Source organism: Pseudonocardia sp. TRM90224, assembly GCF_021245725.1.
Taxonomy (GTDB): Bacteria; Actinomycetota; Actinomycetes; order Mycobacteriales; family Pseudonocardiaceae; genus Pseudonocardia.
In genome coordinates this window covers 23,126-37,214 of the sequence record NZ_JAJGSX010000060.1, presented here as the reverse complement: position 1 = coordinate 37,214, position 14,089 = coordinate 23,126, and the positions used below count along the sequence as shown (strand labels likewise).

General features: G+C 72.1%; 14 protein-coding genes and 1 pseudogene. 7 read left to right on the top strand and 8 right to left on the bottom strand.

Annotated elements, in window-relative coordinates; all coding sequences use genetic code 11:
• Positions 1–428: 428 nt before the first annotated feature.
• Together LL648_RS40350 and mpaD are read left to right on the top strand one after the other, a co-directional pair.
• Entirely contained in the window at positions 429–938 is a 510-nt protein-coding gene (locus tag LL648_RS40350; protein ID WP_232668252.1) for a hypothetical protein, read from the top strand.
• Positions 939–984: 46 nt separating this feature from the next.
• Positions 985–2,211 (top strand): daptide-type RiPP biosynthesis aminotransferase, encoded by a 1,227-nt coding sequence (gene mpaD, locus LL648_RS40345; protein WP_255687453.1) that lies wholly within the window; start codon positions 985–987, stop codon positions 2,209–2,211.
• On the opposite strand, the gene LL648_RS40340 is transcribed toward mpaD, so the two are convergent.
• Entirely contained in the window at positions 2,208–2,597 is a 390-nt protein-coding gene (locus LL648_RS40340) for a hypothetical protein (RefSeq protein ID WP_232668250.1), read from the bottom strand. The two genes, mpaD and LL648_RS40340, sit on opposite strands and share 4 nt — an antisense overlap.
• An 83-nt stretch (positions 2,598–2,680) precedes the next feature.
• Between LL648_RS40340 and LL648_RS40335 the strand changes: the two genes are divergently transcribed.
• On the top strand, positions 2,681–3,223 hold the full coding sequence (locus LL648_RS40335) for a DUF6506 family protein (RefSeq protein ID WP_232668249.1): 543 nt from the start codon (positions 2,681–2,683) through the stop codon (positions 3,221–3,223).
• Between the two features lie 7 nt (positions 3,224–3,230).
• Here LL648_RS40335 and LL648_RS40330 read toward each other — a convergent pair whose 3' ends face one another.
• Entirely contained in the window at positions 3,231–3,815 is a 585-nt protein-coding gene (locus tag LL648_RS40330; protein WP_232668248.1) for a TetR/AcrR family transcriptional regulator, read from the bottom strand.
• 111 nt (positions 3,816–3,926) lie between these two features.
• Between LL648_RS40330 and LL648_RS40325 the strand changes: the two genes are divergently transcribed.
• Positions 3,927–5,153, top strand: a complete 1,227-nt coding sequence (locus LL648_RS40325) for a macrolide family glycosyltransferase (protein WP_232668247.1) — start codon at positions 3,927–3,929, stop codon at positions 5,151–5,153.
• Positions 5,154–5,444: 291 nt separating this feature from the next.
• Here LL648_RS40325 and LL648_RS40320 read toward each other — a convergent pair whose 3' ends face one another.
• The 4 genes from LL648_RS40320 to LL648_RS40305 all read right to left on the bottom strand — a co-directional run bounded on the left by LL648_RS40320 (position 5,445) and on the right by LL648_RS40305 (position 9,600).
• Positions 5,445–6,302 (bottom strand): nitrilase-related carbon-nitrogen hydrolase, encoded by an 858-nt coding sequence (locus tag LL648_RS40320; protein WP_232668246.1) that lies wholly within the window; start codon positions 6,300–6,302, stop codon positions 5,445–5,447.
• A 19-nt stretch (positions 6,303–6,321) separates the two neighbouring features.
• Positions 6,322–7,491 (bottom strand): hypothetical protein, encoded by a 1,170-nt coding sequence (locus LL648_RS40315; protein WP_232668245.1) that lies wholly within the window; start codon positions 7,489–7,491, stop codon positions 6,322–6,324.
• Positions 7,492–7,514: 23 nt separating this feature from the next.
• Entirely contained in the window at positions 7,515–8,513 is a 999-nt protein-coding gene (locus tag LL648_RS40310; protein WP_232668244.1) for a nuclear transport factor 2 family protein, read from the bottom strand.
• Positions 8,514–8,604: 91 nt separating this feature from the next.
• Complete coding sequence (locus LL648_RS40305) at positions 8,605–9,600, bottom strand: LacI family DNA-binding transcriptional regulator (RefSeq protein WP_232668243.1); 996 nt, start codon at positions 9,598–9,600, stop codon at positions 8,605–8,607.
• A 104-nt stretch (positions 9,601–9,704) separates the two neighbouring features.
• On the opposite strand from LL648_RS40305, the gene hisD reads away from it, so the two are divergent.
• The 3 genes from hisD to LL648_RS40290 are packed head-to-tail and all read left to right on the top strand — an operon-like array spanning position 9,705 to position 12,501.
• Positions 9,705–11,024 carry a histidinol dehydrogenase gene (gene hisD, locus LL648_RS40300; protein WP_232668242.1) on the top strand — a complete coding sequence of 440 codons (1,320 nt, stop codon included), beginning with the start codon at positions 9,705–9,707 and terminating at the stop codon, positions 11,022–11,024.
• Positions 11,021–11,776 carry an SDR family NAD(P)-dependent oxidoreductase gene (locus LL648_RS40295; protein ID WP_232668241.1) on the top strand — a complete coding sequence of 252 codons (756 nt, stop codon included), beginning with the start codon at positions 11,021–11,023 and terminating at the stop codon, positions 11,774–11,776. Before hisD ends, LL648_RS40295 begins: the two co-directional genes overlap by 4 nt.
• Positions 11,776–12,501 (top strand): HpcH/HpaI aldolase family protein, encoded by a 726-nt coding sequence (locus LL648_RS40290; RefSeq protein ID WP_232668240.1) that lies wholly within the window; start codon positions 11,776–11,778, stop codon positions 12,499–12,501. Before LL648_RS40295 ends, LL648_RS40290 begins: the two co-directional genes overlap by 1 nt.
• An 83-nt stretch (positions 12,502–12,584) precedes the next feature.
• On the opposite strand, the pseudogene LL648_RS40285 reads toward LL648_RS40290, so the two are convergent.
• Both LL648_RS40285 and LL648_RS40280 read right to left on the bottom strand, forming a co-directional pair.
• Positions 12,585–13,274: pseudogene (locus LL648_RS40285) on the bottom strand (alpha/beta fold hydrolase); the annotation flags it as partial.
• Positions 13,253–13,987 carry a carbohydrate ABC transporter permease gene (locus LL648_RS40280; RefSeq protein ID WP_255687459.1) on the bottom strand — a complete coding sequence of 245 codons (735 nt, stop codon included), beginning with the start codon at positions 13,985–13,987 and terminating at the stop codon, positions 13,253–13,255. The gene LL648_RS40280 and the pseudogene LL648_RS40285, both read right to left, overlap by 22 nt.
• Between the last annotated feature and the right edge of the window lie 102 nt (positions 13,988–14,089).

The window sequence follows — 14,089 nt, the reverse complement described above, 5'->3', positions numbered from 1 at the left end:
CACGATGGCCGTCCCCGTCGTGATCACCACGCCAAGACCGCGAACCCCTAACTCCACCACCCCACGGGACGCGACCTGAGAATCCGTGTTGGGCGCGGCCCGGGGGGTGTACGGGCCGCGGTAGGGTTGCTGAACGAACGGCACTTTCGTCCACGCCTATTGGACGAAAGTGCCGTTGGTTCGAACCCTCCCTGCCCCGGCGCATGCGGGCCAAGGCGCTCGTGCACAGGTTGGTGCCCGCCGAGGCGGGTGTCTCGGAAGTTGAGTGTGCTGACAGCTGTCGCGACAGCCGTCAGCACACTCAACTTCTGCCAGCGCCAGGATCCGGGGTGCCGATCCGCCGCCACGGCTGCACCGATTCACCTTGGCAGCCACTTTCCTGGCACTCACCCCCCGGCCGAATGTGGTCAGCTCCCTAAACTGTTCCTGTGCCCGCTCGTCGTGTTGCTGCAACGCTGATCGTCGCCGCTTCGGTGCTGCTGCTGATCGCTTGCGGCGCGGCGCCCACTCCGGCGCCCACGGGCCAAGAGGCCCAAGGGCCCGCCGCTTCCGGGCCGACCGCGACCACCGCTCCCACCACGAACCCGGCCCCGACCCCGACCCCGACGACGGCAGGCACGCCGCGCCCGACCCGCGTCCCGACACCGCCGACCGAACCCATCACCCTCCCCTGGCCGAGCGGCGACGCCACGAAGCTGCAAGCCGAGGTCGACCGCGGCGCCCAGCCGTGGTTGCTCGACCCGACCGAGGTCGCGGTCTCCTACGCCGCCGCGCAGGGCTGGACCGCGTCCGACCACATCGTGACCGCCACCTCGACCGGCCGGACGACCGTGCAGATCTTCGGCGACCACGGCCTGCAAAGCGAGCTCGACCTCGTTCAACCGGGCCGCACCGGACCGGGCGGGGTCTGGGTGGTCGCCGCCGACCGGGACATCTGAGCCGCACCCCGGCCGGCGGCCGCAACCGCCACCTTCACTGTCGATCATGCACCGCAACGTGTGCCAGGATGCAAAGGTGACAGCGGTTTGGCCATCCCTTTTGCCATATTCCCAGCACGATCGTGCCGACCTCCGCGCAGTTTCCGCGCAAGGCACGAAAATACGGTTCGCGGACGGTCGAGAACTGTTGTGCGCCACCAGCGGCCTGTGGAACGTCAACCTCGGATACGGCAATCCGGCGATCGCCTCGGCCATCGGCCAGGCATTGCTGGACGCCTCCTACCTGACGCTGTTCCGGTACACCAGCACCTACGCCGAGCAGGCGGCGCAGGCGCTCGTCGACATCGCCGGCCCCTACTCGAAGGTCATCTTCGGCACTTCGGGAAGCTCCGCGAACGACCTGACGATGAAGCTCGCGCGGCAGTACCACGTGCAGCGCGAGAAGCCCGAACGCAAGCTGATCGTCAGCCTGCACGGCAGCTACCACGGCCTGACCTACGGCGGCATGTCGCTGATCAGCGAAGACTACGGCCACGACATCTACGGCGTCGACCGCCGGCTCAACCGGTACGTGACGGCCAACTCGGTCGAGGAGCTGGACGCGCTGCTCGACTCGGTCGGTGATCAGGTCGCGGCGATGTTCGTCGAACCCGTGCAGGGCACCGGCACCGTGGTGCTCACCCCGACCTACCTCGAACACCTGCTCAAAGCCCGCGACGAGCACGGGTTCCTGCTGGTCGCCGACGAGGTCGCAACCGGGTTCGGCCGCACCGGCCCGTTCTACGCGAGCGGCGAGTGGCCGTCGGCGCCGGACGTGCTCATCACGTCGAAGGGCCTCACCAACGGCACGTGCGCGGCGTCGGCGGTGCTGGTGAGCGAGCACATCGCGGCGGCCTTCACCGATGACGATGCGATGTTCGTGCACGCGGAGACCCAGGCGGGCACCCCCGCCAGCTGCGCGGCGATCATCGCGACCATCGCGGAGGCGCAGCGCCTGCTGCCGGCAGCGCAAGGCCTCGCCACCAGGCTCGACGCCCGCCTGCAGGACCTGCTCGACCACCCGAAGGTCGTCGACGTGAGCGGCGTCGGTTGCTTCCGGAGCGCGGAGCTGTCGGTGGCTTACGAGGAGGTCCCCGGCGTCGTCGAGGCCATCCGCGCCGCGGGCGCCGTGGTGCACCCGTGGCCGCGGGGGTTCTCGCTGATCCCGCCGCTCATCTACACCGACGACGACCTCGACGTGCTGTTCGGGGCGATCCGAACAGCGCTGGCTTAGTCGTTCTCAGCTCCCAGCCAGCTGTACGCGGTCTGCCGCGAGATACCGGAAGCGCGAGCCATGGCCAGGATCTCCAACCCCTGTTCCTCGCCCTCGGCCAGCAGCTCCCGTTGCCGTGCCCGCAGTTCCTCGATCCCGGCCGCGACCTCCCGCATCCGCTCCAGCAGCTCGTCGGCCGCCGGTGCCGCGCCGGTGCGGGTGCGGCCGCTGCCGGGTCGAGGGAAGCGGCGGACCTCCTCCGCGTCCCAGAACCGGCGGCCGTTCGGGCCGACCTCCGGCAGCGGGCCCGGCGCCTGCCCGCGGGAGACGTAGCCCATCCAGGTCGTGGTCTTGACGCCCCAGGCCTGCGCGCACTCGGCGCTGGACCAGCGCTCCCGTTCGGTCATCCGGCGATTCAACTCGACCCGACATGTCTCGGCAAACTAGCTTGCCCTGGAATAGTTTGACAACAAGCTATGTTGGAGGGTGCATGACCACGAAGGACACGTTCACAGCCGTCATCTACGAGGGAACGCCCGGCGTCCGGGTCGACCGCGACCACCTGCGGATCATCGGGACCGGCCGCGACGAGCTCGTCGACGTCGCACTGGCACAGGTGGAGCAGGGCGCCGGTCGGGTCGAGCTGTGCGGAGGACTCGGCTCCGAGGACGCCGCGCGGGTCCGCGAAGCGGTGGGCGACAGGACCCGCGTCGGGCTCAACCGGTACGCCTTCGAGTCGCTGGAGCAGATCGCCGAGTACAAGCGCAACGCCCTTGCCGGGAATCTGACACCAGGGGCGTTCCTGTACCTCGCGCCCGGGCTCGACCCGGACCGCGACCGCGACACCCACCCCGACGCAGTCTTCGTCCCCGTGCCGGACGCCGCTGCCGTCGAGACCGTCGTCGCGTCCCTCACCGGGCTCGAACCAGGACTCATCGAGCTCTACGGCGGACTCGGGGTCGACGCGGCCGCCGCTGCAGTACGCGGGAGCGGCGGGAAGGTGCCGGTCGGGTTCGTCGGGTACGACGACTGAGCCTCCGTCACGGTGCAAGCGCGCGCATTGCCAGGTCGGTCACCTCGTCGGCATAGGCCTGCGTCAGCGGCCCGGTGCGCAGCAGCCACCGGTGGTACGGCGGGCCGACGATCAGCTCGACACCGACGCCGAGGTCGAGGTCGGGGCGGACCTGGCCGGCGTCCTGTCCGGCGCGCAGGCGATCGGCGATCGCGCGGAGGTTCGGACCGAGCAGGCGCTCCAGCACGTCGCCCGCGAGGTCGAGGTCCTCCTGCATGTCGATGATCATGCCGCGCGAGGTGGCCGAGAGGCCCGGGTCGGCCAGCTCGGCGACGATCGCGCGAACGACCACCCGCAGGTCAGCGGCGAGGTCGCCGCTGTCGGGCAGAGCGAGCCCCTCGGGTCGAGCGGCCGCGGCGGCGAGCAGGCCGTCCAGTACGACGGCCGCCTTGGACGGCCACCACCTGTAGATCGTCTGCTTGCCCACACCGGCGCGGGCGGCGATCGCCTCGATCGTCAGCTTCCGGTAGCCGACCTCGTGCACCAGCTCGGCCGCGGCCGTGAGGATCGCCGTGCGCGAACGTTCGCTTCGTCGGGAGGGATCAGGGGGCACGTGATCGACCCTACATCGAGACGAGACGTTGCGTCTTGACAGCGCACCGACCATCGGCAAGAGTTCAACAAGACGAGACGGACCGTCTCGCTTTGAACTTTGGAGGATCCGATGGCGCACATCGCCATGGTCAGCATTCCGGCGCCGGGCCACGTCAACCCGAGCACCGAGGTGATCCGCGGCCTCGTCGCACGTGGCCACCGGGTCACCTACGCGAACGACCCGTCGTACGCCGAGATCATCGAGGGCATGGGCGCGGAGCTCGTGCCGTGCCCCACGACGCTGCCGTTCCACACCGACGAGGCGTGGGAGGGCGACGACCTCGACGGCATGGCCGCGTTCCTGGACGACGCCATCGTGATGCTCCCGCGGCTGCGCTCGGCCTACGCCGACGACCGGCCCGACCTGTTCCTCTACGACATCGGCGGGTTCGCCGCGCGCATCCTCGCCGCCGAGATGGGGGTCGCCGCGATCCAGCTCTCCTCGACCTTCGTCGCATGGGACGGCTACGAAGACGACATGGCCGAGGTGCTGGCTGCCATGAACGCCGATCCACGCGGCGTCGCCTACCAGCACAAGCTGCAAGGGTGGCTCGTCGAGCACGGACAGCAGCCCGACGCGGGCTGGCTCGGACGCCCGGAGCGCGGGATCGTGCTGGTGCCGAAGGTGCTGCAGCCCTTCGCCGACCGCGTCGGGCCGCACATGAGCTTCGTCGGCCCGTGCCTCGCGCCTCGCCCCGAGCAGGGTGGATGGAGCCAACCCGCGTCCGCGGAGCGGGTGCTGCTCGTCTCCCTCGGCTCGGCCTACACAGACCACGCCGACTTCTACCGGCGCTGCATCGCGGCCTTCGGACGGCTCCCGGGATGGCATGTGGTGCTGCAGATCGGCGCGCACGTGGATCAGGCGGAACTCGGCGACGTACCCGGCTCGGTCGAGGTGCACCGGTGGGTGCCGCAGCTGGCGATCCTGGAGCAGGCCGACGCCTTCCTCACCCACGCCGGGATGGGCGGATCGGCCGAGGGGCTGTGGACGGGAACGCCGATGATCGCCGCCCCGCAGGGCGTCGACCAGTTCTCGAACGCGGACGCGCTGGTCGCCGCCGGGGTCGCGCGGCGGGTCGACTCGGCGACCGTCACGGCGGAGGAGCTGCGGGCGGCGCTGCTCGCCGTCGCCGATTCGCCGGAGATGCGGGCCCGGTGCGCCGCGCTGCAGCGGGAGCTGCGGGAGGAAGGCGGCACGGCCGGAGCGGTCGAGCTGATCGAGGGGGCGTTGCCGGGGCGTACGTCGTCGCTCGCACGGGGGTCAGGAAAGCCACTTTCCCGCAACCACGTTGCATGAAAGTGGCTGTCAGGTGAATCGCCGCAAGCCCTGGGTCGACGTTGCACACCGTCGACCCCACCCGGTCCCACGACGAGCCCGAGGTCGCCTCATGGAACCTTGTGGTTGATCCACAGGGCTGCGTGACAACCACACGGTTCCATGTGGCCCACGAAGCGGTCGGCCACCTGCCCCGGGATGCAGGTGGAGGGCCGGAAAGCCACTTTCCTGCCCTCACAGGGCCTGAAAGTGGCTTTCCTGCCCTCACGTGCGCAACGCACACATCCCAGCCCCAGCACGGCCCGGCCCCGGCTATCCGCCGCCGTACAGACCCGGCCGGCGATCGCGCAGGGCGTCGTTGTGCGGTCCCAGTGACTTGTCGCGTGCGGCGGCCGGGTCGAGCTCGGCGAGCAGGATCGCGGGCGCCGCCGGTGCCTCCGGCTCCGTCGCCGGGCCGGCGCGGAGGTAGCCGTCGGCGCCGCAGACGATGCTGCCACCCGTCCAGTCGACGCCGCGCTCGCGGCCGCACCGGTCGGCCACGACCACGTGCACCCGGTACGCCCCGGCCGCCGCCTGTGCCTTGATCACCTCCAGCGGCCGCTCCCCCGCCGGCACGGGCAGCGCCGGCCAGTTCGCCGGCACCGCGACGATCTCCGCGCCCGCTTCGGCCGCGAGCCGGACCCACTCGGGAAACTCGAGGTCGTAGCAGATCATCACGCCGACCCGGCCGGCCGCGGTGTCGACGACCGCCGGCGGCTGCGTTCCCGGGCGGAACAGCTCGGCCTCGCCGCCCCAGAGGTGCACCTTGCGGTAGCCGGCCCGCACTTGCCCGCCCTCGACGAGGACGGCGGTGTTGTAGACCTCGCCGTCGTCACCCAGCTCGGCCAGTCCCGCGACGAGGACGCACCCCAGGTCACGCGACAGCTCCCGCAACCGGGCGACCGTCGGCGCGCTCGCCAGCGGCTCGGCCGCTGCCCGGGCCTCGGCGGCGTCGCGGAACGTGTAGCCGCACGCCGCCAGCTCGGGCAGCACGACGAGTCGGGCGCCGCGGCCCGCGGCGTCGCGGACGGCGGCGGTGAGCATTGCGAGCGCACGGCCCGGATCACGCTCCCCCATCGCCGCCGGCACCTGCACGGCCGCGACCGTCACCGGCACGACCCCCACAGGCACGACCCCCACCGGCACGGCGTCAGTCGTCCTCGGTGGCCGCGGCGAGCACCGCCGCCGGTGCGTGGAAGCCGTTGGCGTCGAGCATCCGGCCCGCGCGGCGTGCCGCGGACACCACCTCGGGCGCCCATTCCAGCAGCGTGCGGTCCTCGCCGCCCGTGACCACCAGCAGCTCACTGGCCCCTGGCGTGGCGGAACGACCCGGCGTCGCGTCCAGTAGCGTGATCGAACGCCACGCACCGGGCGGGACGGAGAGCGTGTCGAGCGGGCCGAGCTCCACGGTGCGTGCATCCGCCCCGGTGTTGAGGGTGACGGCCCAGCGGCCCGCCTTGGCGGTGAGCACCTGGGTGCGGTCGTGGCGGTGGGTGAGGACGCCCTCGCCCGGCTCGGCGCGCAGCCACGCGAGCCCGAAGCCGTGCGGATCGGCGAGCACGGGCCGCGCGCGCCGGTCCTCGACCATGCCGTACCCGATCACCGGGCTCAGCTGGGCCCGGCCGCCGGGGAGCGCCGAGCACAGGAACGGTTGCTCGACCCACACCCGGTCCGGCGCGTGGACCACGCGCCCGCGGAACTGCTCGACGGTGAACGTGTCGAGCCGATCGATCTCGGCCTGCGCCATCGGTTCGATCAGCGCCGCGCCCGCGGGCACGCGCTGCCCGATCGCAGTGTCGACGAGCTGGTTGTCGGAGGTGAGGTAGAGGCCGTGCGCGGCGGCCTCCTCCAGCACCGGCGGCCCCCAAATGATCCCGCCGGGGTCGTCGCGACCCAGCACGGTGAGCAGGATGCCCTCGTCGGCGCCGACGTTGGTGAAGCCGCGGAAGATCCACGGCGGCACGGAGACCACATCGCCGTCGACGCTGCGGTACTCCCCCTGTCGGCCGTCGGGACCCCACCGCAGCTGGTAGTCGCCGTCGAAGTTGATGAACACCTCGGCCGTGAAATGCAGGTGCAGGCTGTTGGTGGTGCCGTGGGGCATGCCGGCGGCGCCGAGGTTGAACCCGTGCGGCTCGCGGAGGTTGACATGCTGGTCGGGGTTCTGCGATACGCCGGGACCGATGAAGGAGTAGTTGTCCTTGCGGTCGGAACCGGGGGTGCGGCAGTCGATGAACGCGGACTTGCACGGCACCCAGTCCGAGCGCAGCACCGTGCGGCGGGCGATCTCCTCGGGTGGGACCACCACCGAGTCGAGCATGGAACGTCCTCTCGTGCAGCTGATCAGTAGATGTTGGTGTCGGTGAACTCGCCGTCACCGCGGGTGGCGTTGATCTGCGCCCGCAGCGCGATCTCGTCGAAGACGCGGACCTCGCGGACGATCCGACCGCCCTGCACGAGGAACTGGGAGACGCCCAGCAGGTCGACCGGCTGGTCGGTGAGCGGCCCGAACGCGGGCGTCCCGCGGTAGGTGCCCCGCATCACCCAGCAGACCGCGATGCGCAGGCCCGCGTAGCGCTCGGAGTGGTTGGTCTGGACGTCACGGACGGCGAACTGCGCGTCGGGGAAGGGTGCGACGAGCGCGAGCAGGTCGCGTTGGTAGCCGTCGGGCCGCACGATCGTCGTGTCGCCGACGGTGTGCAGGAACAGGTCGCGCACCATGAAGTCGGTGACCTTCTGGTACCGCCGGCCGTTCCAGACCTCCTGGAGGAACTCCAGCACCATCTCGCACTCGGTGCGGAAGTCGTCGGGGCGCGGGCCGGAATCGCCCACGGCGAGCACGTCGGCCGGCGCCGGCTTGGTCATCGATCCCTCGTACCCGCGGAAACGCAGCCCGCGAGCAACCTCGTCGGGGTCGAGGCCGCGCTGCAGCGCGTCGGCCAGCTCGTCGCGCACGACCCATTCCTCGACCATGCGGCCACGGCGGTACAGGCAGTTGGCCACGGTGCGCTTGCGCACCCGGATCATCCGCCCGTCCACGAGGTTCTCGTCGCTGGAGAAGACCAGGTGCGAGCTGAGGAAGGCGTCGCCGCCGCGGGCCTCCCACACGACGTCCTCGGCCTGCCCGACGTGTTGCGGGGTGCCGGCGATGCGCATCAGGCTGCCGTCGACGACGCCGTCGCGGCCGATCACGGTGCCCAGGCCGCCGTGCACGATCGAGTCGGGCTCGTAGTTGTCGAGGATGTAGGAGACGTCGCGCTGAACCCAGATCCGGTCGGTGACCTCACGGATGAAGTCGTCGGGATCCTGGTAGGGCTCATACGCGACGGGGTCGAGCGGCATGTCCGTCCTTCCGATGGTTCCAACTCGGACACGAGCCACTGTATGCGTATGCACAATCAGGTTCAACCCACCCGGCGGTTGCCGTTCACGGTCAGACGCGCGGTGGCCCGACGGTCGCGCGCGCGACGTAGCGCGTGGGGTGCACGACCTGGCGCAGCGGCTCGTCCGGCGACTGCACCCTGGCCACGACGAGCCGCGCTGCCTCGCGGGCGACGGCGTCGAGGTCGTAGGCGACGGTGCTCAGCCGCACCAGCGCCCACCCCGAGGTGGGCAGGTCGTCGAACCCCGCGACCGACACCTCACCCGGCACGGAGACCCCCCGCTCGACAGCGGCGTTGAGCCCCCCGAGCGCGACGACGTCGTTGGCGAACAGCACGAGCGTCGGCGGGTCGCCGCGGTCGAGCAGCGTGGTCATACCCGCGTGGCCGGTGGCGAAGTCGAAGGGACCGTGCAGCACGTCGCGGTGGGCCAGCTGCAGCCCGTGCTCGTCGAGAATGGACCGCGTGACCTGCTCGCGCGCCTCGCCGGTGCTGGTGTTGCGCGGGCCGAAAACGGCGCCGATCCGCCGGTGCCCGAGCTCGATCGCCGATTCCAGCAGCGCACGCAGGCCCGGTTCGGGATCGACGGTGACCGAGTCGGCCGCGACGCTCGGCGCGGTGCGGTTGAGGTAGACGAACGGCACCCCGCGGTCGCGGAGGCGGGCGGGCTGGATCGAGTCGAGCGTGGTGGTCGACAGCACCACGCTGCAGAGCCCGTGCGCCGCGACCCGCTCCGGCAGCGGCGCACCCCCGGCGCTCTCGGTGATCAGCACCAGCTCGTAGCCGAGCGCCTCCAGCTCGCCGTGCAGCGGCGCGACGAGGTGGGCGTAGAACTGGTTCTCCAGGTCCGTGACGACCAGCCCCACCCGCGTGGAGCGCCCGACGGACAACGCGCGCCCGATCGCGTCGGGCGAGTACCCCAGCGCCTGCGCGGCTTCGCGCACCCGCTTCTTGGTGGCCTCCGAGACCCGGGGGTGGTCGGTCAGCGCACGCGAGACCGTGGGCTGCGACACGCCGGCGAGCCTCGCCACGTCCCGACTGGTGACCATGTCGCGCCTCCTCGGCCCCGCCCCTTGACCCGGGCGCTGCACGCAGCTTTGAATGCCAACTGCGCATACGTATGCTACCTGATGGTCGACGCTCGAGGAGAGCAATGCCCCGGCAACTGAAGTCCGCGAAGAGCAGCACCGGACGCACCACCGACCCCGCGATCGCCGACCGCGTGCGGGCCATCATCGCCGACGTCCGGCAGCGGGGTGACGCGGCCGTCCGCGAGTACTCGGCGCAGTTCGACGGCTGGACGCCCGAGAGCTTCCGGCTCGCACCCGACGAGATCGACCGGCTGGTCGCCGGCCTGCCCGAGCAGGTGCTCACCGACATCGCGTTCGTGCAGGAGCAGGTGCGCGGGTTCGCGCTCGTGCAACGCGAGTCGCTGCGCGACGTGGAGGTCGAAACGCTGCCCGGCGTGGTGCTGGGGCACCGGCACGTCCCGGTCGCGGCGTCCGGCGCGTACGTCCCCGGCGGTCGCTACCCGCTGACGGCCTCGGCGCACATGACGATCGTGACGGCGAAGGCTGCCGGCGTCGCGCGGGTCGTGGCCTGCACGCCGCCCATCCGCGGCGAGATCCCGGCCGCGACCGTCGCTGCGATGCACATGGCGGGCGCCGACGAGATCCACCTGCTGGGTGGGGTGCAGGCGGTGGCGGCGATGGCCGTCGGCACCGAGTCGGTCTCGGCGGTCGACCTGATCGCCGGGCCCGGCAACGCCTACGTCGCCGAGGCGAAGCGGCAGCTGTTCGGCGAGGTGGGGATCGACCTGTTCGCCGGGCCGACCGAGATCCTCGTCGTCGCCGACGAGACCGCCGACCCGCTCACCACCGCGGTCGACCTGCTGTCGCAGGCCGAGCACGGCCCCGACTCCCCCGCCGTGCTGGTGACCACCAGCGAGGAGCTCGCCCGGGAGGTGATCGCGCTCGTCGAGCGACTGCTGCCGGGGCTGCCGACGAACGACATGGCCGGCCCGGCGTGGCGCGACCACGGCCGCGTCGTCGTCTGCGACGACGCCGACGAGATGTGGCGCGTCGCCGACGACCTCGCGTCCGAGCACGTGCAGGTGTTCACCGCGGAGCCCCGGCAGGCGCTGGAGCGGATGCGCAACTACGGCGCGCTGTTCCTCGGCGAGGGCACGTGCGTGTCCTACGGCGACAAGGTCATCGGCACCAACCACGTGCTGCCGACGCTGGGCGCGGCCCGCTACACGGGCGGGCTGTGGGTCGGGAAGTACCTCAAGACATGCACCTACCAGGAGGTTCGCGACCCGGCGGCGAGCGCGCAGCTCGGTCGGGTGTGCGGGCGCGCCTCGCGGGTCGAGCTGTTCGAGGGCCACGCGCGCTCCGGCGACCTGCGGGCGTGGCGGCACGGCGGCGACCGGTTCGAGTGGATCGACGCCGCTCTCGCGGGAGAGCCGGTATGAGCGCGGCCGGGCGGCTCGCGCTCGTCACCGGCGGTGGCAACGGTCTGGGCGCGGCCATCGCGGGACACCTCGTCGCGGCCGGCGCCGAGGTCGTACTGGTCGGTCGGCGCGAGGAGCCGCTGCGCGCGACGGCCGAGAGGCTCGGCCCTGCCGCGCGGATGGCGGTCTGCGACGTCGCGGACGCCGTGGCCGTCGCCCGGCTGGGCGCGGAGCTCGCCGACGCCGAGGTGTCGATCGTGGTGAACAACGCCGGCATCGCCGGGCCGGTCGCCCCGCTCGTCGAGATCTCCCCCGAGGAGTGGGACGAGGTGTTCGCGGTCAACGTGCGCGGCACCTACCTCGTGTGCCGCGAGTTCCTGCCGCCCATGATCGCGCGCGGCGACGGCGACGTCGTCAACGTGGCGTCGGTGTCGGGCAAGCGCCCGCTCGCCCGGCGCACGCCCTACTGCGCGTCGAAGACCGCCGTGCTCGGGCTGACCTCGACGCTCGCCTTCGAGGTCGGCCCGCACGGGGTGCGGGTGAACGCGATCTCGCCCGGCCCGGTGGAGGGCGAGCGGATGGACCGCAACTTCCGGCTGGAATCGGCCCGCACCGGAGCCAGCCTCGACGACGCGCGCGCCGCGTTCGTCGGGCGGGCCGCGCTGGGCCGCATGATCACCGCCGACGAGGTCGGCGCAGCTGTCGTCGCGATGCTGGCGATGCCCGGGATGACCGGCGCAGACGTCGATCTTTCCGCCGGGATGATCGCGTGATGCGGGCGCGGCTGCGCGCCGGCGAGAAGCTGTCGGGCGCGCTCGTGCGGATGCCGTGCGAGGAGGTCGTCGAGATGCTCGCCGTGGCGGGGCTCGACTTCGTGCTCCTGGACTGCGAGCACGGCCCGGCCGACGTCGGTGCCGTGCGCCACCACATCGCGCTCGCCGACGCGCACGGTGTGCCGGTGCTGGTGCGGATCGGTGAGGGTGAGCACCACCTGGCGCAGCGGGTGCTCGACCAGGGCGCGCACGGGATCGTGGCGCCGCACATCGAGTCGGCCGAGGAGGCGGCGGCGCTCGTCCGTGCGGTGCGCTACCCGCCGCGCGGCGAGCGCGGGTTCGCCACCTACCCGCGCGCGGGCCGGTTCGGCACCCGCACGGCCGACGAGCACCGGGCGGCCGCAGACGCCGCGACGTTCGTGCTGGTCATGCTGGAGTCGCCGGGCGCGATCGCGCGGGCCGGGGAGATCGTCGGCGTCGACGGCGTGGACGGCTGGCTCGTCGGCACGGCCGACCTGGGCGCCGCCCGCGGCCCGCAGGATCCGTCCGTCGCCGAGCTGCTGGAGCAGGTGTGCGCCGACCCCGCCGTCGCCGGCTCGCTGCGCGCCGACCTGGCCGCCGGCGCCGAAGCGGCCACGGCGGCGTTCGCGGGCGGCGCGGACCTGGTGGTCTACAACGTCGCGCACCTGATGATGGAGCTCTTCCGCACGCTCCCCCACCCCTGACGCCCGCCAACTTCCCCACCGTTTTGGGCACATGCGCGCTGATTCGGCGCGCATCCACCCAAAACGGTGGGGAAGTTCGGGGGTCAGCCGGCGAGCCACGAGCGGAGCAGGCCTGCCACCGCTTGCGGCTGGTCCAGCGGCACCAGGTGCCCCGCCTCGGGGACGACGTGCAACACGGCGCCGGGGACGGCGCCGGCGATCTCGACGTGGTTGGCCGGCGGGCAGACGCCGTCCTCGGCGCCGGCGACCACGAGCGTCGGCACGCCGACGCGGCGCAGCCCCGGCCGCTCGTCGACGCGGGTCGCCTGCAGCGCGAGCTGCCGGTCCAGCACCCACTCCCCCACCGCGTCGGCCATCGCCAGCACCCGCTCGTCGACGGCAGGCGCGTGCCGGTGCACCAGCGCTGGCAGCGCCTCGCCTTGCAGGTCGCGGGCAGTGCGGCCGGCGCGCAGCGCAGCGCGCTGCGCCGACCAGGCCGCGAGCTGGGCCGGCACCGGCGCACGCGCATTGGTCGCGATCAGGCACAACCGCTCCACCCGCTCGGGCGCCCGTCGGGTCAGCGCCATCGCGACGATGCCACCCAGGCTGAGCCCGGCCAGGGCGAACCGCGCGGGCAGCCGTGCAAGCAACGCGTCGACGCAGCCGTCCAGCGTCGACGCGTCGATCGGCGCGTGCACGGCGTCGAGGTCGTCCGCGACACCGCTCCACAGGTCCGGCGAGCAGTTCGTGCCGGGCAGCAGGACCAGCGGCGTCACCCCTTGACCGACCCCGCGTTCAGCCCCGCAACCAGGTAGCGCTGCGCCACGAACGCGAACGCCACGACGGGCAGCGTCAGCAGCATCGCCGCCGCGCCGGCCTGCTGCAGCATCGGCAGGGTCTGCCCGAGCTGCGTCGCGATGAAGACCGGCACCGTGCGGGCGGAGATGTCCGTGAGGATGTTCGCCGTCAGGTACTCCTGGAACGCGAACAGGAACATGAAGATCCCCGCCGTCAGCACGCCGGGCCCCATCAGCGGGATGATCACGCGCACGAGCGTCTGCCAGCGGCTGCACCCGTCGACCATCGCGGCCTCGTCGATCTCCTTGGGGATCTCGGCGAAGAAGTTGCGCAGCAGCCAGATGCTGAACGGCTGGTTGATCGCGACGAGCGCCGCGGCCACGGCGAACGTCGTGTCGTAGACGCCGAGCGCGCGCGAGAGGTCGTACATGGGCAGCACGACCGCGAAGCGCGGGAGCGCCCGGAACACCAGCGCGGCGATGAGCAGCACCGCGGAGATCCAGCCGGGCATGCGCGCCAGCGCGTACGCCGCCGGCAGCCCGATCACCAGCGCGACCACGGTGCTGATCACCGCGACGACCAGGGTGTTGATCAGGTACTGGTAGAACTGCGTGGTCTCCCACAGATCGACGAACGCCTGCAGCGACGGCTCGTAGAAGAACACCGGCGGGTTGAGGAACGCCACGTCGGTCGGCTTCGTCACCGACATCGCGGTCCAGATGATCGGGCTGAGCATCGCCCAGCAGACCAGCACGAGGATGCCGCCGACGAAGTAGCGCCGAGCGGTCCAGCGCCGCCGCGGCGGCCGCCC

What these genes read in the sequence shown, in the direction of transcription:
- mpaD (WP_255687453.1), top strand. Translation starts at nt 985, where the DNA reads ATGCACCGCAACGTGTGCCAGGATGCAAAGGTGACAGCGGTTTGGCCA.
- LL648_RS40340 (WP_232668250.1), bottom strand. Translation starts at nt 2,597, where the DNA reads ATGACCGAACGGGAGCGCTGGTCCAGCGCCGAGTGCGCGCAGGCCTGG.
- LL648_RS40335 (WP_232668249.1), top strand. Translation starts at nt 2,681, where the DNA reads ATGACCACGAAGGACACGTTCACAGCCGTCATCTACGAGGGAACGCCC.
- LL648_RS40325 (WP_232668247.1), top strand. Translation starts at nt 3,927, where the DNA reads ATGGCGCACATCGCCATGGTCAGCATTCCGGCGCCGGGCCACGTCAAC.
- LL648_RS40315 (WP_232668245.1), bottom strand. Translation starts at nt 7,491, where the DNA reads ATGCTCGACTCGGTGGTGGTCCCACCCGAGGAGATCGCCCGCCGCACG.
- LL648_RS40310 (WP_232668244.1), bottom strand. Translation starts at nt 8,513, where the DNA reads ATGCCGCTCGACCCCGTCGCGTATGAGCCCTACCAGGATCCCGACGAC.
- LL648_RS40305 (WP_232668243.1), bottom strand. Translation starts at nt 9,600, where the DNA reads ATGGTCACCAGTCGGGACGTGGCGAGGCTCGCCGGCGTGTCGCAGCCC.
- hisD (WP_232668242.1), top strand. Translation starts at nt 9,705, where the DNA reads ATGCCCCGGCAACTGAAGTCCGCGAAGAGCAGCACCGGACGCACCACC.
- LL648_RS40295 (WP_232668241.1), top strand. Translation starts at nt 11,021, where the DNA reads ATGAGCGCGGCCGGGCGGCTCGCGCTCGTCACCGGCGGTGGCAACGGT.
- LL648_RS40290 (WP_232668240.1), top strand. Translation starts at nt 11,776, where the DNA reads ATGCGGGCGCGGCTGCGCGCCGGCGAGAAGCTGTCGGGCGCGCTCGTG.
- LL648_RS40280 (WP_255687459.1), bottom strand. Translation starts at nt 13,987, where the DNA reads ATGTCGGTGACGAAGCCGACCGACGTGGCGTTCCTCAACCCGCCGGTG.